The 19,274-nt window shown below is 59.8% G+C and carries 21 protein-coding genes; 5 read left to right on the forward strand and 16 right to left on the reverse strand.

The annotated features are described in order from the left end of the window. Positions 1 to 2: 2 nt before the first annotated feature. The 7 genes from INT39_RS14145 to INT39_RS14175 form a co-directional block, all read right to left on the reverse strand. Positions 3 to 389 carry an MbcA/ParS/Xre antitoxin family protein gene (locus INT39_RS14145; protein WP_193074626.1) on the reverse strand — a complete coding sequence of 129 codons (387 nt, stop codon included), beginning with the start codon at positions 387 to 389 and terminating at the stop codon, positions 3 to 5. 89 nt (positions 390 to 478) lie between these two features. After that, positions 479 to 1,813 (reverse strand): ribonuclease J, encoded by a 1,335-nt coding sequence (locus tag INT39_RS14150; protein WP_193074627.1) that lies wholly within the window; start codon positions 1,811 to 1,813, stop codon positions 479 to 481. Between the two features lie 45 nt (positions 1,814 to 1,858). Further along, complete coding sequence (locus INT39_RS14155; RefSeq protein ID WP_193074628.1) at positions 1,859 to 3,088, reverse strand: nucleoside recognition domain-containing protein; 1,230 nt, start codon at positions 3,086 to 3,088, stop codon at positions 1,859 to 1,861. Between the two features lie 16 nt (positions 3,089 to 3,104). Beyond that, positions 3,105 to 3,971 carry an N-acetylmuramoyl-L-alanine amidase gene (locus INT39_RS14160; RefSeq protein WP_413468926.1) on the reverse strand — a complete coding sequence of 289 codons (867 nt, stop codon included), beginning with the start codon at positions 3,969 to 3,971 and terminating at the stop codon, positions 3,105 to 3,107. Then, a complete protein-coding gene (locus INT39_RS14165) occupies positions 3,971 to 4,801 on the reverse strand; it encodes an endonuclease/exonuclease/phosphatase family protein (protein WP_193074675.1) in 831 nt (276 codons plus the stop codon). The genes INT39_RS14160 and INT39_RS14165 overlap by 1 nt, the downstream gene beginning before the upstream one ends. Before the next feature lie 62 nt (positions 4,802 to 4,863). Then, a complete protein-coding gene (locus INT39_RS14170; protein WP_193074629.1) occupies positions 4,864 to 5,490 on the reverse strand; it encodes a thiol:disulfide interchange protein DsbA/DsbL in 627 nt (208 codons plus the stop codon). Positions 5,491 to 5,665: 175 nt separating this feature from the next. Further along, complete coding sequence (locus tag INT39_RS14175) at positions 5,666 to 6,274, reverse strand: c-type cytochrome (protein WP_193074630.1); 609 nt, start codon at positions 6,272 to 6,274, stop codon at positions 5,666 to 5,668. Positions 6,275 to 6,530: 256 nt separating this feature from the next. Between INT39_RS14175 and yihA the strand changes: the two genes are divergently transcribed. Continuing rightward, a complete protein-coding gene (gene yihA / locus INT39_RS14180; protein ID WP_193074631.1) occupies positions 6,531 to 7,190 on the forward strand; it encodes a ribosome biogenesis GTP-binding protein YihA/YsxC in 660 nt (219 codons plus the stop codon). Between the two features lie 9 nt (positions 7,191 to 7,199). On the opposite strand, the gene INT39_RS14185 is transcribed toward yihA, so the two are convergent. Beyond that, positions 7,200 to 8,066, reverse strand: a complete 867-nt coding sequence (locus INT39_RS14185; protein ID WP_193074632.1) for an isocitrate lyase/PEP mutase family protein — start codon at positions 8,064 to 8,066, stop codon at positions 7,200 to 7,202. Positions 8,067 to 8,383: 317 nt separating this feature from the next. Then, the gene (polA, locus tag INT39_RS14190) at positions 8,384 to 11,128 is read right to left on the reverse strand and encodes a DNA polymerase I (protein WP_193074633.1); all 2,745 of its coding nucleotides are present in this window, start codon (positions 11,126 to 11,128) and stop codon (positions 8,384 to 8,386) included. A gap of 75 nt (positions 11,129 to 11,203) precedes the next feature. Here polA and INT39_RS14195 point away from each other — a divergent pair, with 75 nt between their 5' ends. Continuing rightward, positions 11,204 to 11,491: a DUF2782 domain-containing protein gene (locus INT39_RS14195; protein WP_090275561.1), complete on the forward strand. Its 288-nt coding sequence runs from the start codon at positions 11,204 to 11,206 to the stop codon at positions 11,489 to 11,491. 9 nt (positions 11,492 to 11,500) lie between these two features. Next, positions 11,501 to 12,454, forward strand: a complete 954-nt coding sequence (locus INT39_RS14200) for a homoserine kinase (protein WP_193074634.1) — start codon at positions 11,501 to 11,503, stop codon at positions 12,452 to 12,454. Between the two features lie 11 nt (positions 12,455 to 12,465). On the opposite strand, the gene INT39_RS14205 is transcribed toward INT39_RS14200, so the two are convergent. Next, positions 12,466 to 13,554, reverse strand: a complete 1,089-nt coding sequence (locus tag INT39_RS14205) for an NADH:flavin oxidoreductase/NADH oxidase (RefSeq protein WP_193074635.1) — start codon at positions 13,552 to 13,554, stop codon at positions 12,466 to 12,468. Between the two features lie 86 nt (positions 13,555 to 13,640). Between INT39_RS14205 and INT39_RS14210 the strand changes: the two genes are divergently transcribed. After that, positions 13,641 to 13,973, forward strand: a complete 333-nt coding sequence (locus tag INT39_RS14210) for an ArsR/SmtB family transcription factor (protein WP_193074636.1) — start codon at positions 13,641 to 13,643, stop codon at positions 13,971 to 13,973. A gap of 80 nt (positions 13,974 to 14,053) precedes the next feature. On the opposite strand, the gene INT39_RS14215 is transcribed toward INT39_RS14210, so the two are convergent. The 5 genes from INT39_RS14215 to INT39_RS14235 all read right to left on the reverse strand — a co-directional run bounded on the left by INT39_RS14215 (position 14,054) and on the right by INT39_RS14235 (position 18,076). Further along, positions 14,054 to 14,686 (reverse strand): SCO family protein, encoded by a 633-nt coding sequence (locus INT39_RS14215; RefSeq protein WP_319021365.1) that lies wholly within the window; start codon positions 14,684 to 14,686, stop codon positions 14,054 to 14,056. After that, complete coding sequence (cyoE, locus tag INT39_RS14220) at positions 14,677 to 15,573, reverse strand: heme o synthase (RefSeq protein WP_226944789.1); 897 nt, start codon at positions 15,571 to 15,573, stop codon at positions 14,677 to 14,679. Before cyoE ends, INT39_RS14215 begins: the two co-directional genes overlap by 10 nt. A gap of 118 nt (positions 15,574 to 15,691) precedes the next feature. Further along, positions 15,692 to 16,726 (reverse strand): COX15/CtaA family protein, encoded by a 1,035-nt coding sequence (locus INT39_RS14225; protein ID WP_193074677.1) that lies wholly within the window; start codon positions 16,724 to 16,726, stop codon positions 15,692 to 15,694. 5 nt (positions 16,727 to 16,731) lie between these two features. Then, positions 16,732 to 17,334, reverse strand: a complete 603-nt coding sequence (locus tag INT39_RS14230; RefSeq protein ID WP_193074638.1) for a hypothetical protein — start codon at positions 17,332 to 17,334, stop codon at positions 16,732 to 16,734. Beyond that, positions 17,318 to 18,076, reverse strand: a complete 759-nt coding sequence (locus tag INT39_RS14235) for an SURF1 family protein (protein WP_193074639.1) — start codon at positions 18,074 to 18,076, stop codon at positions 17,318 to 17,320. The genes INT39_RS14230 and INT39_RS14235 overlap by 17 nt, the downstream gene beginning before the upstream one ends. 60 nt (positions 18,077 to 18,136) lie before the next feature. Here INT39_RS14235 and INT39_RS14240 point away from each other — a divergent pair, with 60 nt between their 5' ends. Then, positions 18,137 to 18,346: a DUF2909 family protein gene (locus INT39_RS14240; protein ID WP_193074640.1), complete on the forward strand. Its 210-nt coding sequence runs from the start codon at positions 18,137 to 18,139 to the stop codon at positions 18,344 to 18,346. Positions 18,347 to 18,362: 16 nt separating this feature from the next. Here INT39_RS14240 and INT39_RS14245 read toward each other — a convergent pair whose 3' ends face one another. Beyond that, on the reverse strand, positions 18,363 to 19,259 hold the full coding sequence (locus INT39_RS14245) for a cytochrome c oxidase subunit 3 (protein ID WP_193074641.1): 897 nt from the start codon (positions 19,257 to 19,259) through the stop codon (positions 18,363 to 18,365). Positions 19,260 to 19,274: the final 15 nt, after the last annotated feature.

The following is a 19,274-nucleotide window of genomic DNA, read 5'->3' on the forward strand; positions in this document are numbered from 1 at the left end:
GCCTATCGACCTCTCTGAACATCCAGGTAGGCCCTGACCATATACATCCCGATCATCCCTTGGCGGTCGATGACTTCGACCGGTGACTGACCGTCGAAAGCCTTGTTGGGCTGGGACATCCAGGCATAGGCCATGTCGCGGTTGTAGGGGAACAGTAAGCGCAGAGATTTGTGGATGCCAAGCAATATGCCGGCACGTTCCAGCTTATCCCTATCGTTGGCGAGTGGCTGGCCATTACGGTACTTGCTGAGCGCGGCACGGTTATCCTTGGACAGGCCCAGCAAGCTCAGCTGCTGGATGGTGGAAAGCTTCCAGTGATCGAACAGGGCGATCAGCATTTTGCCAATCCGTGAACGATCAACATCGGCCACCCGCTTGTCGCTGTACATGGTGCCTCCTACATAAAAGAAACGATTTATGTTGCAATTATAACAGAGAGAAACGGTTAGGCAATTTCCAGCAGAAACCGGTGGATTGGTCAGCGTTCGACTTCCTGCAGCGCCCAAGGCAGTTCGGCCACCCTGCAGGGTGGCCCGCTCAGATCGATGAGGTCGCCATTGTCGGGAATCAGGCCGCCGATACCCAGGCCGCGGGCAAAGTTCATGTGGGCTTGCTGATGATAGTTCTCGCCATGCACCGGCAATAGATAACGCGGACGCAGCCAGCCATACAGCTGACGCAGGTCTTCCTGTGGTGGGTGGCCGGACGCATGGATGGGTGCCATGTCGTCATCGATAATATGCACACCCTGGCGCTGCAGGTTATTTCTGATGCGCTCCAGGGCTTCTTCGTTGCCGGGAATCAGGCGTGAGGAAAACACCAGGGTATCGCCGGCCTCCAGGGTCAGTTGCGGATGGTTACCTGCGGCCAGTCTGCCCAGTGCGGCGCCGGGTTCGCCCTGACTGCCGGTGCATATCCATAATTGCTGATCGCGCGGTAGAAAGCCCAGCTCCCAGGGACCGATGAACCCGGGGCGTGTGCGCAGGTAGCCGTGCGCGCGGCCGAAGCTGTGCATGCTGACCAGACTGCGTCCCAACAGGCCGGCATAACGACCGGTATCGAAGGCAATTTCCGCGAGACTGTGCAGACGCGCAAGGTTGCTGGCAAAACAGGTAACGATGACTCGCTGTGTGCACGGACGTATGGCGTCCAGCAGCCCATTCTGCACCGCCGCCTCGGAGCGGCTGGCACCGCTGCCCGGGGCATTGGTCGAGTCGCCGATCAGCACATCCACACCTTCCCGGCCAAGGGCGCGCAGCCGTTTTTCGGCAGTCAACTCGCCTACCAGCGGTTGCGGGTCGAGCTTCCAGTCGCCGCTGTGGTAGATGCGCTTGTCCGCCACCTGCAGCAGAATGGCATGGGACTCGGGAATGGAGTGGGTCACCGGTATCCATTCCGCCTGGAAAGCGCCCAGACCGATTGGCTGTAGAGGCTGAATTTCATGCAGCGGTGGCCAGTCGAGATTCTGCGCCAGCTTGTTGCGGATCAGTCGGGCGGTGAAGGGGCTGGTGTACAAGGGGCAGCCAAGCTGGCGCCACAGGTGTGGAATGGCGCCGATATGATCCTCATGGCCATGGGTGATCAGCAGCGCGCTGAGTTTGATGTCATGTTTTTCCAAGGCACTGAGGCTGGGTACCGAAATCCGGGTGTCACCACTGGCCGTCGGTTGCATGGCAAAGCCGCAATCGATGGCGATCCACTCGCCGCCGGAGCCATACAAGTACAGGTTGGCACCGAACATTCCCGCGCCGCCGAGGGCAACGAAATACGGGCCGGTCTGGCGGTGTAGCTGATCGAAACGCGGGGCGGGCATGGGATCTCCAATCAGGGGCTCTGCTCTACAGCTTAGCAGGGTGCCTCAACCGAAGAACCAGTAGCACACTCCAATAGCCGTCAGCATCCCCGCCAGGTCCGCTATCAACGCACAGCCCAGACCATGACGGATCCGGGTGATACCAACGGCACCGAAGTAGACGGCGATGACATAGAAGGTGGTTTCCGTGCTGCCCTGAAAGGTTGCCGCCAGCAGGCCGGGGAAACTGTCGACGCCGAAGGTATCCATGGTCTCGATCATCATCGCCCGTGCACCACTGCCGGACAGCGGTTTCATGAAAGCGGTTGGCAGGGCATCGATAAAGCGAGTATCCCAACCGAACATGTCGGCCAGCCAGCGCACGCCATCCAGCCCGGCGTCCAGCACACCGCTGGCGCGTAGCACGCCGATAGCTACCAGCATGGCGATGAGGAACGGTAGCAACGATACGGTGAAGCTGAAACCTTCCTTGGCTCCTTCGATGAAGGTGTCATAAACCCTGACCTTGCGCAGTGCCGCGACGCCCAGAAATAGCATGACGATGCCGAAGAGTGTCAGATTGCCGATCAATGAGGATGTCGCGGCCAGAGCCTGGGCGGACATCCCGGCGAGAGCGGTCAACAGCAGGCCCAGCGCCGCCGCGCCACCCAGCAGGTAGGCCAGAACCACGGGGTCGTGCAGTCGCAGGCGCTGCATGAAGGCGACCGCCAGCAGTCCCACCAGGCTGGAAGCGGTGGTGGCCAGCAGGATTGGCAGGAACACCAGAGTGGGGTCGGTGGCGCCCTGTTGCGCGCGGTACATGAATATCGTTACCGGCAGCAACGTCAGCGATGAGCTATTGAGTACCAGAAACAGGATCTGTGCGTTGGTTGCGGTATTTTTCTGCGGATTCAGTTCCTGCAACGAATGCATGGCCTTGATGCCGATCGGTGTTGCAGCATTGTCCAGGCCGAGAATATTCGCTGCGAAATTCATGCTGATATGCCCCAGTGCGGGGTGGCCGCTGGGTACGTCCGGCATCAGGCGACGGAACAAGGGGTCCAGTACTCGGGCCAGCAGGCGGATCAATCCGGCCTTTTCGGCAATCGCCAGAAACCCCAGCCACAGCGTCATGGTGCCGACCAGGACCAGGATGATCTCGACACTCAGCCGGGCCATATCGAACATGGCCGTCACCAGGCGATTGAATACTTCGCTGTCACCCACACCCAGCCACTGCCAGAGTGCAGCACTGAAGGCGGCGAGGAAGAAGCTCAGCCAGATTCCATTGAGCATGGGTGAGACAATCCTTTCAGGGTGAGGTGATCGCAGGTACGGCCGGCGCGGTGACATCGGTGAAACGTGCTATTTCGTTAAAACTGCCGGGTACCAGTGCGGCGAGAATGGCCGCGGTCTGCGCATCGGGTGCGCCATCATGCAGCGCCGGCCGAAAACGCATCTGGAAAGCGGCGATGATATTGCGCATAACGTCGGTCTGACCAGGCCGGCGGGCCAGGCTATAGCCGAAGCGCTCCAGCGCCATTTCGAACCAGGCCAGGGGCGGTGTCTGGCCGGCCAGCAAGTGTTGGTACTGGGCGACTTGAGTAGCCTCCGGCCAGATGGCCACGCCCGCCTCGGCCAGCTGCTGCCAGGGAAACAAGGGGCCGGGATCGAGTTTGCGCTGCGGTGCAATATCGCTGTGGCCGATGACATGCTCCGGTGATAGCCCGTGTCGTTGCAGAATATCCTGCAATAGCGGAATCAGACGGTCAATCTGTGCCTGGTCCCATGCTAGCCACTGTCGCCCTTGGGGCGTATCGCGATAGCCGGGGTGCACAACCTCAATGCCGATGGAGCTGGCATTCAACCAGGTGCGCCCTTGCCAGCTGCTGTCACCGGCGTGCCAGGCGCGCCGGTTTTCGTCCACCAGACGGTAAATGGTCGGCGGATGGGTATCGATCAGGTAATGGCTGCTGACCTCGCCCAGGGTCAGGGTATTCATCGCCCTGACGGAGTTGGATGAGGTGTAGTGCAGGACGACATACTGCACACGGCTGTCCTGGCCGCGGGCGGTATGACTGGTATCAATCACCAGACCGCGACTGCAGCCGGCGAGCAGCAGCAAGGCTATCAGCAGGCCTGCCATCGGGTGGACAGGGTGGGGCAACCAGCGCGGCATTATTGCTTGGCGGCTGGCAGGCTGCACATGCTGGGCGGCAGACGGATATGCATGGATACCGGCAGGTGATCGGAAATCGGCTGCGGTAGCACGTCCACCTGTTCGATATTCAGGCTGGGGCTGAGCAGAATATGGTCGAGCACCCGCGCTGGCTTCCAGCTCGGATAGGTGCCGGGCAGGCTGGCGGTATGTAGATTGCTGCCTTTCAGCGGCGAATGCTCCAGCAGGTCCTCGGCATGGGTGTTCATGTCGCCCATCAGCACCACATGGCTGTGATCAGCAATGCGTTCGCGGATATAGGCCAGCTGGCTGGCGCGGGTACGGGTGCTCAGTGCCAGATGCATCATCACCACCAGCAGACTGTCCGGCCCCTGGCCGAAGCTGGTGAGAATGGCGCCGCGCCCGGGCAGCATACCGGGCAACTTGTGATCCTCCAGCAATTGCGGCTGGAAGCGGCTGAGAAAACCGTTGGAGTGTTGGGCGAAGCGCCCCAGATTACGGTTGAGCTGCTGATACCAGAAGGGGAACTGGCTCTCTTTGGCCAGATGCTCCACCTGATTGACGAAGCCCGAGCGCAAGCTGCCGCCATCGACTTCCTGCAGGGCTACCACATCAAAGTCGTTGAGCAGCTTGGCGATCTGGCCGAGGGTCTGCTGACGCCGCGCATGCGGCAGCACATGCTGCCAGCCGCGGGTCAGGTAGTGATGGTAGCGCTGGGTGTTGATGCCAACCTGGATATTGAAACTCAGCAGGCGGAGCACATCCGGCAGCGCCGGTGCATCGTCACTGCAGGCCCAGTTCGGGTTGGTCTGCAGACAGGCCGGCGCCATGGAGCCCTGGGTAGAGCGTCGCCATGGGATATTGCCCGTTGCAATCATCAAAGCCCCCTCGGTCAGGAACGTTCCTGATCTACCAGATATTCTGCGATTTTCAGCATTTCCTCGAAACTGCCGGCCATGCCGCCTTCGATTCGATATTTGCCGTTGACGATCAGTGTGGGTACGCCGGAAGCACGATAGGCCTTGGCCAGTCGTTTGGCCTGGCTCATCTTCAGGCTCACCCCAGCGGAGGACCAGGTCTTGCGGAACTCATCTTCATCGATACCATATTGCGACAGCAGTTCCACCATCGCATCCGTATCGGCCAGGCGGTTACCCTGATTGTGAATGGCCTGGAATACCGCAGCGTGGGCTTCACCCAGCTGATTCATGCTCTCCAGAGTGTAGAACAACTGACCATGGGTATCCCAGGCGCCGCCGAAGAAGGCAGGAACAGGGCGGAAGTTCACATCTTCGGGCAGGGTTTGTTTCCATTCGCTGATGATCGGCTCGAAGGTGAAGCAATGGCCGCAGCCATACCAGAACAGTTCAGCCACTTCGATCTTGTCCGGCTCCTGCGTCGGAGCCACGGCTGGCAGCTTGACATAATGCACGCCGGCCCGGTACTGAGTTTCCTGAGCCTGAACCATCGCCAGGCCGCCCAGCAACCATATCAATCCAACAGTCAACAACTTGCGCATGTATCTCTCCGAACGCTATTTCAGACAATGTTCTGTGTCATTCAGGCCATCATGATGGCAAAAAGGTTCCCCCGGCTGGTTGTCCTGCTGACCGCCTAGGTTTTCAACAGTCGCAAAAAAGGGTGGCCGTAGCCACCCTTTTTTTATCACCAGCTATTGCAAGGCAACATCGGGATCAACGCAGACCCTGGATATAATCGGCAACCGCCTGAATATCCTTGTTGCTCATGCGCGAGGCGACAGTTTGCATGATCATGGCATCACCATCATTGACCCGGTTACCTTCACGGAAATCGGTCAGCTGTTTAACGGTGTAGACAGCATGCTGGCCGGCCAGGTGTGGGTAGCGGGCCGGATCATTGCCCTTGCCGGTCGGCGAGTGGCAACCAGTGCAGGCCGGCAGACCGGTGGCAATATCACCGCCGCGGTAGATGGCTTCGCCACGCTCGACCAGTTCCGGGCTGGCAACGCCGCCCTTCAGCTCTTGTGATGAAAAATAGGCTGCGACATCAGCCATGTCCTGCTCGTCCAGGTTGGTCAGCATACCGGTCATTTCCGGAACCACGCGGGTGCCGTCCTTGATCTCGACCATCTGCTTGAGCAGATAGCGTTCACCCTGACCGGCCAGGCTCGGCCAGTTCGGCATGGCGCTGTTGCCATCTGCGCCATGACAGGCTGAACAGATTGCGACTTTGCCTTGGCCAGCTTCCGCATCACCCTGCAGTGCATGGGCCGAACCGGCCACACCGAGGGATAACACCAGACTTACAAGTAATTTATTCATCGGCTAATCCAATTACGGCTAAAAGAAAAATCAGGCCTGGCCTGCGTCTGGTCTTGGTGACCACTGTTATGTGCAGACAGCCTTGCATGCTTGCCGACGGTTTACCGGGTCGGCACCAATAAGCGCCCATGCTAGCCGCCACTCGGAAGCAGCGCAATGGCCATACTGTCGCAGTGCACTGTCATGATATTAAACGGCGGCATTATATACTAAGCTAGCCGCTGACGTGAATGCATCAACACAGACCGGATATTCCATGCCCTCAGCTACACCTCTTGCCATTCTCTGCCAGACGGCCAGTTTCATCAAAAGCGCCAGTCAGGCGGATCAGTGCCCTGCCGATCAAGGTCTGGAAGTGGCCTTTGCCGGCCGCTCCAATGCCGGCAAGTCCAGCGCCCTGAATACCTTGACCCATGCTCGCCTGGCCCGTACTTCGAAAACGCCGGGGCGGACCCAGCTGATCAACTTCTTCGGCCTGGACGAGAGCCATCGTCTGGTCGATCTGCCGGGTTACGGTTACGCCAAGGTGCCGCTGGAGCTGAAGGAGCATTGGAAACTGCACCTGGATGCTTACCTGACTCAGCGTAACTCACTGGCCGGCGTGGTGCTGGTCATGGATATCCGTCACCCGTTATCCGGGTTCGACCGGATGATGCTGGAATGGGCAGATGTAACCGGCCTGCCGGCGCACATTCTGCTGAGCAAGTCGGACAAGCTGTCCTACGGCGCGGCCAAAGGTGTGCTGCTCAAAGTGCAGACCACTGTGCGCAAGGAATTCGGCAACCGTGCAACTGTGCAGCTGTTCTCCTCACCCAAGCGCCAGGGTATCGACGAAGCACATGCGGTACTGGAAAGCTGGCTGTATCCCGCCGAGGACTCGGTAGTGGACGGCGATCAGACGGACACCACCGAGTAGCCCCCAGCGTCACTCCTTCACGTTCATGTATTTTTCCGCCCAGCCCAGGTACTCGTCCGGGCTGCTGTACCTGGCTGCCAGTTCCGAGGCATTGAGGCCGTTGCCGGCAGTGATGCCACGCTGTTCGCGCAGACTGTCGTAGGTGGCCTGAATCGCCGCGAAGTAGGCGGCATGCCCGTTGACCACGATACGTACACCCAGCTCGGCCAGACGCTTGTCGTCGCGCAATTCCGGATTGCCATAGGTGACCAGCATCAGCGGTACGTGCAGGCCTTCGACAATGTCCTCAAGATGGTTGAAATCCTTGACGCCGACCAGGCAGATGCCGTCGGCGTTGGCATCCTGATAAGCCCGAGTGCGGTGGATCACTTCGGCGAGCGGCTGCACTCCGGCATGAGTTCGAGCGATGATCGCCAGAGCGCTGTCATTGCGGGCTTCCTGCGCTGCGCGCAGTTTGCCGACACCTTCCTCGATACTGATCAGATCATAGGAGCGGCGGCCGAACTGGGCGGGCAGCAGGGTGTCTTCGAGCGTCAGGGCAGCGACCCCGGCACGCTCCAGTTCCATTACCGTGCGCATGGCGTTGAGCGCGTTGCCGTAGCCATGGTCCGCATCGGCGATCACCGGCAACCGCGCCACTCGACCGATACGATTGGCCTGCTCGGCGAATTCACTGAGCGTGATCAGAGCGATATCCGGTGCGGCGAGGACCTGTAAGGCGGCGACCGAGCCGCCGAGGATGCCTACTTCAAAACCGAGGTCGGCAGCGATGCGGGCCGATAATGGATCGAATACAGAAGCGGTATGGTAGCAAGCGGAGCTGGCGAGCAAGGCACGAAAAGCCTTGCGCAGCTCGTGGGGGCAAGTTTTCTGCATCAGTCTTGATTCCTGGAATCTTGTCCTGCGCACTGGCTGCAGGACCTGTTCCGAAGAGGGTAACACGCTTGTGGACTATCGACTGAGGGCCTGACAGCAGACGAGCAGGCAAAAAAAACCCCGAACTTCTATGGGGAGGGAAGATTCGGGGCTTAACAACCGGGCTGTGCTAGGAAAGGGATGCCCGGTATTCTGCCAACACTAAATCACATCTAAGGAGCATGAATGGCTTGACGGGCCATTCATAATATCTGACCGGGCAGTTTCCGGTTAAGTTCAGAAATCTTGCAAAAAAGATTCTGATTCCGATGGGGCGCTCAATGCGCCTCATCCCAGTTGTCCCCTATGCCCACTTCCACCAGCAGCGGCACGTCCAGTTCGGCGGCGGCGCTCATGTGCTGGCAAAGCCCGGTGCTGACTTGGTCGAGCAGGTCCTCGCGCACTTCCAGTACCAGTTCGTCATGTACCTGCATGACCACACGGGCATCCAGCCCCGACTCAATCAGCCAGCGATCCACCTCGACCATTGCCCGCTTGATGATGTCGGCGGCAGTGCCTTGCATCGGTGCGTTGATGGCGGTGCGCTCGGCACCCTTGCGCATGGCCTGGTTCTTCGAGTGAATCTCCGGCAGATACAGGCGGCGACCGAACAGGGTTTCGACGAAGCCTTTTTCCGCTGCCTGCGCTCGGGTGTCTTCCATATAGCGCAACACGCCCGGATAGCGGGTGAAATAGCGGTCGATATACGCCTGCGACTGCTTGCGGTCGACCCCGATCTGTTTGGCCAGGCCGAAGGCGCTCATGCCATAGATCAGACCGAAGTTGATCGCCTTGGCGCTGCGCCGCTGATCATTGCTGACCTCGTCCAGGGCTACACCGAAGACCTCGGCGGCTGTAGCGCGGTGCACGTCGAGGCCTTTGCGGAAGGCTTCCAGCAGCCCTTCGTCCTGCGCCAGGTGGGCCATGATGCGTAACTCGATCTGCGAGTAGTCGGCCGCCATGATCTTGTAGCCGGGCGGAGCGATGAAGGCCTGACGGATGCGTCGGCCCTCGGCGCTGCGGATCGGGATATTCTGCAGGTTCGGATCGGATGAGGACAGCCGACCGGTGGCCGTGACCGCCTGGTGGTAACTGGTATGAATACGACCGGTACGCGGATTGATCTGTTCCGGCAGGCGGTCGGTATAGGTGCTCTTGAGCTTGCTCACGGTGCGGTATTGCATGATCACCTGGGGCAGCTCATAACCTTGCTCCGCCAGCTCGGCGAGCACCGACTCGGCGGTGGACGGCTGGCCTTTAGCGGTCTTGGAGATCACCGGCAGGCCCTGCTTCTCATACAGAATGGTGCCCAGCTGTTTCGGCGAGCCGAGGTTGAATTCTTCACCGGCCAACTCGAAGGCCTGCCGCTGCAGTGCGGTCATCTTGTCACCCAGCTCATGGCTCTGGATGCCGAGCAATTTGGCATCCACCAGTGCACCGCTGCGCTCGATACGCGCCAACACCGGCACCAGTGGCATCTCGATCTGCTCCAGCACCTTGGCCAGCGAGCTGATGCCCTGTAATTTCTGCCACAGTGTCTGATGCAAGCGCAGGGTGATGTCGGCATCTTCAGCAGCATAGGGGCCGGCTTGTTCCAGCGCGATCTGATCAAAGGTCAGCTGCTTTGCGCCCTTGCCGGCAATATCTTCGAAGCGCACGGTGCCGGTGCCCAGGTATTTGAGCGCCAGGCTGTCCATATCATGACGTGTCGCCGTCGAGTCCAGCACATAGGATTCGAGCATGGTATCGAACGCCACGCCCTGCACCTGGATGCCGTAGTGCGCCAGCACGTTCATGTCGTACTTGGCATGCTGCGCCACTTTAGGTCGCTCCGGATCTTCCAGCAGCGGTTTGAGGGCGGCCAATACGTGATCGCGATCGAGCTGGTCGGGCACACCCATGTAACTGTGAGTCAACGGCACATAGGCCGCTTCATGGGGGCTGACAGCGAAGGACAGGCCGACCAGCTCTGCCTGCTGGGCATGGATGCTGGTGGTTTCGGTATCAAAGGCGAACAGGGAAGCGTTCTGCAGTTTATTGAGCCACAGATCGAAGTGCGTCTGATCGAGGATGGTCTCGTATTTAGCGTCCACTGCCTCGGCCTGGTTCGGTGTCTCCACTGCCTGACCGGCAGCTTTTGCTTCACGCAGCAGATCGTCGAGCCAGTTCTTGAATTCCAGCGTGCGATACAGCTCGATCAGGGCTTCGCGGTTGGGCTCGGTCGGGTGCAGGGCATTGACCTTCACATCCAGCTCGACATCTACCTTGATGGTTGCCAGTTGATGGGACAGATAGGCCATGTCCTTGTGTTCCAGCAGTTTCTCCGGCAGCTTCTTGGCACCGCGGATCGGCAGCTCGGGAATCTTCTCCAGATTGGCATAGATCACATCCATGCCACCGCCGAGCCCATTGAGCAGGCCTTGTGCGGTCTTCTCACCCACACCCGGCACGCCGGGAATATTGTCGGATTTGTCGCCCATCAGCGCGAGAAAATCGATAATCAGCTCAGGCCCGACACCGAATTTTTCCCTTACCCCTTCGGTATTCATGACTGTGTTGGTCATGGTGTTGACCAGCGTGATGTGTTCGTCGACCAGCTGCGCCATGTCCTTGTCACCGGTGGAAATCACCACCGGACAACCCACAGCGGCGCTTTGCCTGGCCAGCGTGCCGATAACGTCATCTGCCTCAACCCCGTCGACGCACAACAGCGGCAGGCCCAGCGCCTTGACGCTGGCGTGCAGTGGCTCGATCTGCGAGCGCAGATCATCAGGCATCGGTGGGCGGTGCGATTTGTAATCCTCGAACAGCGCATCGCGGAAGGTCGGGCCCTTGGCATCGAAGACCACCGCGATGGGGCTATCCGGATACTGCTTGAGCAGGCTCTTGAGCATATTGAGCACGCCCTTGACGGCGCCGGTCGGCATGCCGGTGGAGGTGGTCAGCGGCGGCAGTGCGTGGAACGCACGGTACAGATAGGAGGAGCCGTCAACGAGAATCAGCGGGGCAATGGAGTCAGTCATGCGTCAGGTCAGCGTTCCAGAGAGAAAAGAGGCTAGAATGAGGTTGTCGTCATTCCATAAAAGGACAAGGTTAACATGACACGCATAATTGGCCGCGGGTTGGCTGCACTGGTACTGATCGCAAGTTTCTCTGTCATGGCGCAGGAGCCACCGCTGACCGGCGAGCCAGACGTTACCATTCGTCAGGAAGGCGACAAGACCATCGAAGAATATCGCCTGAATGGTTTTCTCTACGCCATCAAGGTCACCCCGAAGAATGGCGCGCCCTATTTCCTGGTGGCGGTGGATGATGACGGCAATTTCACCCGTGCCGACAATCCCAACGGCTTGCGTATCCCCTCGTGGAAGATCTTCGAATGGTAAGGCGCTGACATGTCGGTATTCACCCCGGTTGAACGCGAGCAGTTGGCTGGCTTTCTCAGTGGCTTCGATCTCGGCAGATTGATCGATCACAGCGGCATCGTCGGCGGCACGGAGAACAGCAATTTTTTCGTCGCCACCGAGCAGGGCGAATATGTCCTGACCCTGATCGAGCGCGGCCCGTCTGCCGAGCTGCCGTTTCTTGTTGAACTGCTCGACTGTCTGCATGAAGCAGAGCTGCCGGTGCCCTATGCCATTCGCGATCGTCAGGGCCGGGCATTGCATGAACTCAATCAGCGCCCGGCACTGCTGCAACCGCGGTTGCCTGGCCGACATGTCGATCTGACCGACGCCAGTCACTGTCATGCCGTCGGGAAGACGCTGGCGCAGCTGCACAACGCCACGGCCGACAGCGGCCTGCAACGGCGCAGCGACCGGGGGCTTGAGTGGATGGTGGCTGAGACCCAGGCGCTGTCGGAGCGCTGTGCGGCGTCGGCACGACAGTTGTTACAGCCGATGTCTGCCATATTGGAACGACTGCAGCGAGAGCGCCCGGGATTGCCTGAGGCGGTGCTGCATGGCGACCTGTTCCGGGATAATGTGCTATTCGACGGCCATCACCTGACCGGCATCATCGACTTCTACAACGCTTTCAGCGGCTGGGCTCTGTACGACGTTGCTATCTGTGTGAACGACTGGTGTCTGGCTGAAACTGGTGGGCTGGACGTACGGCGAGCCGAGTCCCTGTTGGCGGGCTACGGCAGTCTGCGTCGCTTTACTCCGCTGGAAGCCGAACACTGGCCTGACTTGCTGCGTCTGGCCGCACTGCGCTTCTGGTTGTCACGGGAGGTGGCGGCGAATCAGCACGCCGAGCAGAGCAGCGTATTGATCAAGGACCCGATGCATTTCCAGCGATTGCTTGAAATGCATCGGGAGGTCCGTTTGGGATTGCCGCTGGCGCTGTAGCAGTCAGCTGATCAGTACCGCTCCAGCCAGTGCGCATAAGGTGCCGGCAGGGTCCAGGAAGCCTTGTCGATCTTCAGCTCTCGCGCGGCATAATAGGCCCAGTGCGGGTTGGCCAGATGCGCCTTGCCGACCATGACCAGATCCAACTGGCCATCCTGTACTGCCTTTTCCGCGATATGCGGCTCGCCGAAGCCCCAGGCAGATGACACCGGGATGCCCACTTCACGGCGCACACGCTCGGCAATCGAACCCATGAAGGCAGGCGCCCAGGGAATCTGTGCTTCGGGTGTATTGAAGCCGATGCTGACACTGATCATGTCCAGCCCGGCGTCTTTCAGACGGCGGGTCAGATCGATGGATTCGTTCAGGGTCTGCTCATCCTTGCCATCGAACTCCAGTACGCCGAAGCGCATGGTCAACGGCAGATGCGCCGGCCACACTTCACGAACTGCAGCGAAGGTCTCACGGAGGAAGCGGCTGCGGTTTTCGTAGTTGCCACCATAAGCATCAGTACGTTGGTTGGAGTGCTCTGAGAAGAAGCTCTGCGCCAGGTAGCCATGAGCAAAATGCAGCTCCAGCCACTCGAAACCGACCTCGTGGGCTCGTTTGGCAGCGGCAACGAAGTCATCGCGTACCCGGGCAATATCTTCCAGCGTCATTTCACGCGGTTGTTTGGGCAGGTTCTTGCCGAAGGCCAGCGCCGAGGGGGCAATGGTCTGCCAGCCGCGGGGGGCATCGTTGGCAATATGGTCGTCACCTTCCCAGGGATTGTGGGCGCTGGCCTTGCGACCGGCGTGGGCGATCTGAATGCCCGGTACCGAACCGTGTTTCTTGATCGCCTGCACCGTGGGAATGAAGGCTTGGGCCAGCTCGTCATTCCAGATGCCTGCGCAATCCGGCGTGATGCGACCTTCCGGTGCCACTGCGGTGGCCTCGACGATAACCAGGCCAGCACCACCACGGGCCATGCCGGCGTAGTTCTGCAGATGCCAGTCATTCACCAGACCGTCAACGGCGCTGTACTGGCACATGGGCGGTACGGCAATCCGATTGCGCAGGGTGACGTCCTTGAGTGTAAAAGGTTGGAAGAGCGCGGACATGAGTTTTCCTGTGGGGTGGTTGAAACGATAGTTCGATAATAATCGAACAATAGATCAAAAACAAATCATTATGTAGACTCGAAGCCATGAGACCTTTCAAACATCCGGCCCCCGACGACTTTGTACTGGAGCGTGTACTGCATGCTCTCAGCGATCCGGTACGTCTGGAGATAGTGCAGTGCCTGGCGCGAGTGGCCGAGGCCAGTTGCGGCGAGCTGGATGGTGGGCGTCCCAAATCGAGCATGTCGCACCATTTTCGGGTGTTGCGTGACGCTGGACTGGTGTGTACCTATGGCGTGGGCACCACCCATATCAATTCGTTGCGGCGCCAGGAGATGGACAGCCGCTTCCCCGGTTTGCTGGAAGCGGTGCTGGGGAATATGCAAATGCCGGCCGCCGGCAACGATAAGCACGGCTGAAGTTCAGCGCTGTAAGCGTAGCGCTCCAATGCGAGTCAGAGCGCGGCACTTAAAAGCAATGGGCGGTACCGCGGTTCGGTCTACTCTGCCATCACTCTGGGTAGCCATTGGGCCAGCTGATCGGGTTTCAGTGGTGGGCGGATGAAGCCGACATAACGGCCTTCGGCGTCAACTATCACGACTTGTCCACTATGATCGACCAGATAGTCCGGCTCGCTGGTATCCGGCTCGATGTAGGCTATGGACAGTGCCTGCGCCAGGCGGGCCAGTTGCTCTGGCTCGCCGGTGGCGCCGTGAAATCCAGCATTGAAGAAGTTCAGATACTGGCTCATCTGTTCTGGCGTATCACGCTCCGGATCAACACTGATCATGGTGACACGCAGGTTCTCGGCCTGTTCCGGCGGCAGGCTGGTGACCAGCTGACGCAGTTCGGCCATGGTCGTTGGGCAGATGTCCGGGCAGAAGGTGTAGCCGAAGAACAGCAGATCCCACTGCCCCTGCAGATCATCCTGTGTCCAGTCGCCGCCCGCTGCCGATTCCAGTGTCACCTCGGGTATCGAACGCGGGGCATCAAACAGAAAGACCCCGTTCTGCGAGAGCACATCACGATCCAGCGGTGCTGGCCGCACTACCTTGTTGACGACGGCACCGATGACCAGGGCGATGACCGCCACGGTGATCAGAACGGTCTTCTGCACTCCACTCAGAGCCATCCGACTACTCCCGCATAATGGTCCACCAGCAGGGCGACGAACAGCCACAGCAGGTACCACAATGAAAATTTGAAGGTCTTGATCGCAGCATGTGGGCGGCTGTCACGGTACAGCGCCCAGGCCCAGTCGATGAAGCGCAGACCCAGTCCCAATGCCACCACCAGATACAGCGTGCCACTCATGTGAATGACGTAGGGCAGCAGACTGACGGCCAGCAAAATGAAGCTATACAGCAGAATATGCAACTTGGTGTATTGCTCACCGTGAGTAACCGGCAGCATGGGAATATCCACCTTGGCATATTCGGCCTTGCGGTGAATGGCCAGCGCCCAGAAGTGCGGCGGCGTCCAGGCGAAAATGATCAATACCAGCAGCAGCGCTTCGGCATCCACCTGGCCGGTAACTGCGGTCCAGCCGAGCAGGGGCGGCGCAGCGCCGGCCAGGCCGCCGATGACGATGTTCTGTGGTGTCGCGCGCTTCAGATAGGAGGTGTAGATCACCGCATAACCCAGCAGCGAGCCCAGGGTCAGCCAAGCGGTCAAGGCATTGATCCAGAGCAGCAGAATGGCCATGCCGGCGACACCCAGCGCCAGTGCAAAGAGCAGGGCGTGGATGGGATTCACTCGTCCCTGCGCCAGCGGACGGCGCTGGGTGCGGGCCATATGCAGATCGATGCGCCGGTCCACTACATGGTTGATCGCTGCTGCCGAACCGGCGCACAGGGCGATGCCGAGGTTGCCCAGCAGCAGCACCGACCAGGACACTGCGCCTGGGGTAGACAGCAGCATGCCGATAGCCGAGGTGATGATCATCAATGCGACCACCTTGGGCTTGGTCAGCTCAAGGTAATCGCGCCAGCCGGCAACGGCCCGTGCGGTTCTGCTCATGGTCGTCATGCTGTTCCCCCGCGCCTTGGGCGCTTGTTGTTATAGGTTTGCCCCAGTATGTGTCAGAACCCGCCAGCCGGCCAGCGGCTGGCGGGTCGATTTCAATTACCTTGGCCCCTCAGGCCGGTGTCCACTGTCCCACACCCCCGGAACGCGTGCGCCTGTTCAGAGAGATGACCACCGGGCGCAGCTGATAGTTGACCAACACCAGACTCAACAGCAGCAGTGCGCCCACAGCGTTATGCGCGACCGCCACCGCCAGCGGCAGATGTGCCAGCACGTTGGTGATGCCCAGACCTACCTGGGTCAGCAACACCAGCGTCAGCCAGACCGCAGTCGCCGTCAGACCGGCGCGGTACAGTCGCCAGGCCAACAGCAAGGTAACCAGCAGGGTGATCATCGCGCCCACCCGGTGGGTGAAATGGATCGCCGTACGGCCCTCGCCATAGAGCATGCCGCCCAGATAATTAGGTCCGATTTCCTGGAAAATATTGAAGCCGGCGGCAAAGTCCATCTCCGGCCACCATTCGCCGTGGCAGGTTGGCAAGTCGACGCAGGCCACCGCCGCATAGTTGCTGCTGGTCCAGCCGCCGAGGGTGATCTGCAGAATCACTATCAGCAGAACGGCGCGGGCCAGCGGCCGCAGCGCGTTCAGGCCGATATCTGCCGGGAAACGTCCGGACAGGCGCAGGCTGAGCAGAAACAGTAGGCTGAGGGTGGCGAAACCGCCAAGCAGATGGGCAGTTACGATTTGCGGCCAGAGTTTCAGGGTGACCGTCCACATGCCGAACAGCGCCTGACAGATGACCAGCGCCAGCAGGCCCAGCGGCAGTTTCAAGGGGTAGCCGTCACGCCCGCGTTGTTTCAGGGAAAACAGCGCCAGCCCGAGAATGGTCAGCCCCAACAGGCCGGCGGCATAACGGTGGATCATCTCGGCCCAGGCCTTGAACGCTTCCACCGGGTCGTCCGGAAAGCGCAACTGCGCCAGCTCCACGGCTGCATCGCTGCGCGGGACGCTGAGAAAGCCATAACAGCCTGGCCAGTCGGGACAACCCAGGCCGGCATGCACCAGACGGGTATAGGCGCCCAGAATGACTACCACAAAACCCAGCAGCAGGGCACAGACAGCAAAAATGAAACCGGGTTTGCGCATACTCATCAACCTACCTTGGACACTTTAAGAAGATGCCGCAGGTCATCCAGCAGGTTCTTGCCAGGATTGGCCGGGTCGCGGTGCAGCACCACCCGGCCCAGTGGATCGATGACCCACAGTTGCGGCCCTTGCTGCCAGATATCCGGATGCACGCCGAGACTGTCCTGATAGGCGGCTGGCGCGAGCGGCAATTGCTGCAACTGTGGATAATCGTTGTTCAGCCGACGCATGAGTTCATCGGAGGCCGGTTCGCCGATGGCCAGAACATGTTCCACACGATCAGCTTCGCGGCCGGTGGCGACATCGATCTGGCGGGCTTCATGCACCAATGCCAGACAGGCTTCCGTACAGCCTCCCGGCGCTGTGACCAGCAGACGCCAGGGGGCGCCGTAGCCAACCGGTTCCAGCGCCAGTTGCCAGTCCTGTACGGTCAACTCCGGTTCGACCAGAGATGAGTTGTTGGTCTGGGTCTGCGGAATACCGATCTGCCAGGTTGCCATCAGCCAGGCAACGAGAATCGGGCCGATGACCACTGCGGCAATGGCCAGCAACTTGAGCTGACCCCGTGGCTTGACGGTATTCGGTGTGTTGTCAGTGGTGCTGGTCATTGTTGTTCCCCCGGGGTTCGGGCCGCAAACCAGCCCAGATAAACAATATCAACAAAGCGGCCGCCAGAGCGAACCACTGTACTGCGTAACCGGTATGTTTACTTGCGGTCATCGGTAGCCCCGGCCAGTCCAGCCGAAAGGCGCCATGGCTGCCAGGCTGTAGCCGTGCCATCCACGGCTGCAAAGGCATATCGGCCTGTTCGGTAAAAGCGGGCAGGTCGATGCTGCCGACCAGCTTCGGCCAGCCGACGGTCGTGGCGCTATGCAGAGTGAAACCCTGGTCCTGTGAGGGGAGCACTTCGACCTGCAGTTGGATGTTGCCCTGGGGGGTAGGCACCGGGGGCAGTTGGCGGCGATCCGGCCAGGGCAGCCAGCCGCGGTTGACCAGCAGCTGCAGATCGCTGGCGTTGTCGTGAAAGACCTGCAATACCTCGACGCCCGGCCTGCCATCGCGGGTGCGGTTGTCCAGCAACCACAGGTGCTGCGCATCCAATTGGCCGATCAGTACCAAGGGGCGCCAGGCGAGGTTGAGGGTGGGATCGATGTCGCTGAGAGGGATAGCATGCGTGCTGCGCTGCTGATCTATCTGTGCTTGCAATTCGCGCTTTTCGTCAGCGCGCTCCAGCTGCCAGAAGCCGAGGCTGATCAGTATCGGCAACAGCGTCAGGGTGAATACCCAGAGTGGCCAGCCGGGTGCGAAGCGGCGGCTGAGCGGTATCGCGTCAGACTGGCTTCTGGTCATTCGCCGGCTTCCTTATGCGGTCTATACTGCAGAACATTCTGTTGAACATGGACCGTCATTATGTGGTTGAAAATCATTATTCTGATATTGCTGGCTGCCATCATTGTCAGCCTGTTCAGTGGCGCGCTGTTTCTGCGCAACGCCGACTCCGGCAGTAGTCTGGTCAATGCCTTGACCCTGCGTATCAGCTTGACCGTCGTGGTGATGTTGCTGATCGCATGGGGGCTCTGGTCAGGGCAGTTGCAGTGGGGTGCTCCGTGGCTGCACTGACCACGGAGCAGACTGTTCAGAGCACGTAGACAAAGATGAACAGCGCCACCCAGACCACGTCGACGAAGTGCCAATACCAACTGGCGGCTTCGAAGCCGAAATGATTATCCGGGGTGAAATGGCCCTTGTGTACACGGACCAGCATCACCGTGAGGATGATCGCGCCCATGGTCACGTGAAAGCCGTGAAACCCGGTCAGCATGAAGAACGTTGAACCGTAGATCCCTGAGCTCAGCGTCAGCCCCAGATCCTGGTAGGCGTGTACATATTCGGCCAGCTGAAAACCCAGAAAGACTACGCCGAGCGCCACAGTCAATAGCAACCAGTTCTTCAAGGCCTTGCGCTTGTCGGCACGCAGGGCGTGGTGGGCCAGGGTCAGGGTGACACTGGAGGTGATCAGCAGCAGGGTGTTGATCAGCGGCAGCTGCCAGGGGCTGATGGTTTCGGTAGGACCGGGAAAAGTGCCAGGGTCGGGATTGTTGACCAGCGGCCAGGAAAAATTGAACTCCGGCCACAACATGCTGCTCGAGCCCTTTTCACCGATGCCATCCAGCCAGGGGCCTGCCAGGACGCGTACATAGAAGAGTGCTCCGAAGAAGGCGGCGAAGAACATCACCTCGGAAAAGATGAACCAGGTCATCCCCATACGGAACGAGCGGTCCATCTGCCTGCTGTACAGCCCCTGTCGACTCTCCTGAATGACGTTGCCGAACCAGCCAAAGAACATCCAGACCAGGATCAGCAGACCGGCATAGAGAATGTAGTTACCCGGTGAGGCGCCCGAGCCGCTGCTCAGGCCATTCATCAGCGTGCCGGCGCCGAAGACGGAGACCAGCAGGCCGATGGAGCCGACTATCGGCCATTTGCTCTGATCCGGGACGTAATAGACTTCATGTTCTTCGTGACTTGCCATCTGTTGTTCTCCTTA

It is taken from the genome of Pseudomonas sp. FME51 (assembly GCF_014897305.1).

What these genes read in the sequence shown, in the direction of transcription:
- INT39_RS14145 (WP_193074626.1), bottom strand. Translation starts at nt 389, where the DNA reads ATGTACAGCGACAAGCGGGTGGCCGATGTTGATCGTTCACGGATTGGC.
- INT39_RS14150 (WP_193074627.1), bottom strand. Translation starts at nt 1,813, where the DNA reads ATGCCCGCCCCGCGTTTCGATCAGCTACACCGCCAGACCGGCCCGTAT.
- INT39_RS14155 (WP_193074628.1), bottom strand. Translation starts at nt 3,088, where the DNA reads ATGCTCAATGGAATCTGGCTGAGCTTCTTCCTCGCCGCCTTCAGTGCT.
- INT39_RS14160 (WP_413468926.1), bottom strand. Translation starts at nt 3,971, where the DNA reads ATGCCGCGCTGGTTGCCCCACCCTGTCCACCCGATGGCAGGCCTGCTG.
- INT39_RS14165 (WP_193074675.1), bottom strand. Translation starts at nt 4,801, where the DNA reads ATGGCGCCGGCCTGTCTGCAGACCAACCCGAACTGGGCCTGCAGTGAC.
- INT39_RS14170 (WP_193074629.1), bottom strand. Translation starts at nt 5,490, where the DNA reads ATGCGCAAGTTGTTGACTGTTGGATTGATATGGTTGCTGGGCGGCCTG.
- INT39_RS14175 (WP_193074630.1), bottom strand. Translation starts at nt 6,274, where the DNA reads ATGAATAAATTACTTGTAAGTCTGGTGTTATCCCTCGGTGTGGCCGGT.
- yihA (WP_193074631.1), top strand. Translation starts at nt 6,531, where the DNA reads ATGCCCTCAGCTACACCTCTTGCCATTCTCTGCCAGACGGCCAGTTTC.
- INT39_RS14185 (WP_193074632.1), bottom strand. Translation starts at nt 8,066, where the DNA reads ATGCAGAAAACTTGCCCCCACGAGCTGCGCAAGGCTTTTCGTGCCTTG.
- polA (WP_193074633.1), bottom strand. Translation starts at nt 11,128, where the DNA reads ATGACTGACTCCATTGCCCCGCTGATTCTCGTTGACGGCTCCTCCTAT.
- INT39_RS14195 (WP_090275561.1), top strand. Translation starts at nt 11,204, where the DNA reads ATGACACGCATAATTGGCCGCGGGTTGGCTGCACTGGTACTGATCGCA.
- INT39_RS14200 (WP_193074634.1), top strand. Translation starts at nt 11,501, where the DNA reads ATGTCGGTATTCACCCCGGTTGAACGCGAGCAGTTGGCTGGCTTTCTC.
- INT39_RS14205 (WP_193074635.1), bottom strand. Translation starts at nt 13,554, where the DNA reads ATGTCCGCGCTCTTCCAACCTTTTACACTCAAGGACGTCACCCTGCGC.
- INT39_RS14210 (WP_193074636.1), top strand. Translation starts at nt 13,641, where the DNA reads ATGAGACCTTTCAAACATCCGGCCCCCGACGACTTTGTACTGGAGCGT.
- INT39_RS14215 (WP_319021365.1), bottom strand. Translation starts at nt 14,686, where the DNA reads ATGGCTCTGAGTGGAGTGCAGAAGACCGTTCTGATCACCGTGGCGGTC.
- cyoE (WP_226944789.1), bottom strand. Translation starts at nt 15,573, where the DNA reads ATGAGCAGAACCGCACGGGCCGTTGCCGGCTGGCGCGATTACCTTGAG.
- INT39_RS14225 (WP_193074677.1), bottom strand. Translation starts at nt 16,726, where the DNA reads ATGCGCAAACCCGGTTTCATTTTTGCTGTCTGTGCCCTGCTGCTGGGT.
- INT39_RS14230 (WP_193074638.1), bottom strand. Translation starts at nt 17,334, where the DNA reads ATGACCAGCACCACTGACAACACACCGAATACCGTCAAGCCACGGGGT.
- INT39_RS14235 (WP_193074639.1), bottom strand. Translation starts at nt 18,076, where the DNA reads ATGACCAGAAGCCAGTCTGACGCGATACCGCTCAGCCGCCGCTTCGCA.
- INT39_RS14240 (WP_193074640.1), top strand. Translation starts at nt 18,137, where the DNA reads ATGTGGTTGAAAATCATTATTCTGATATTGCTGGCTGCCATCATTGTC.
- INT39_RS14245 (WP_193074641.1), bottom strand. Translation starts at nt 19,259, where the DNA reads ATGGCAAGTCACGAAGAACATGAAGTCTATTACGTCCCGGATCAGAGC.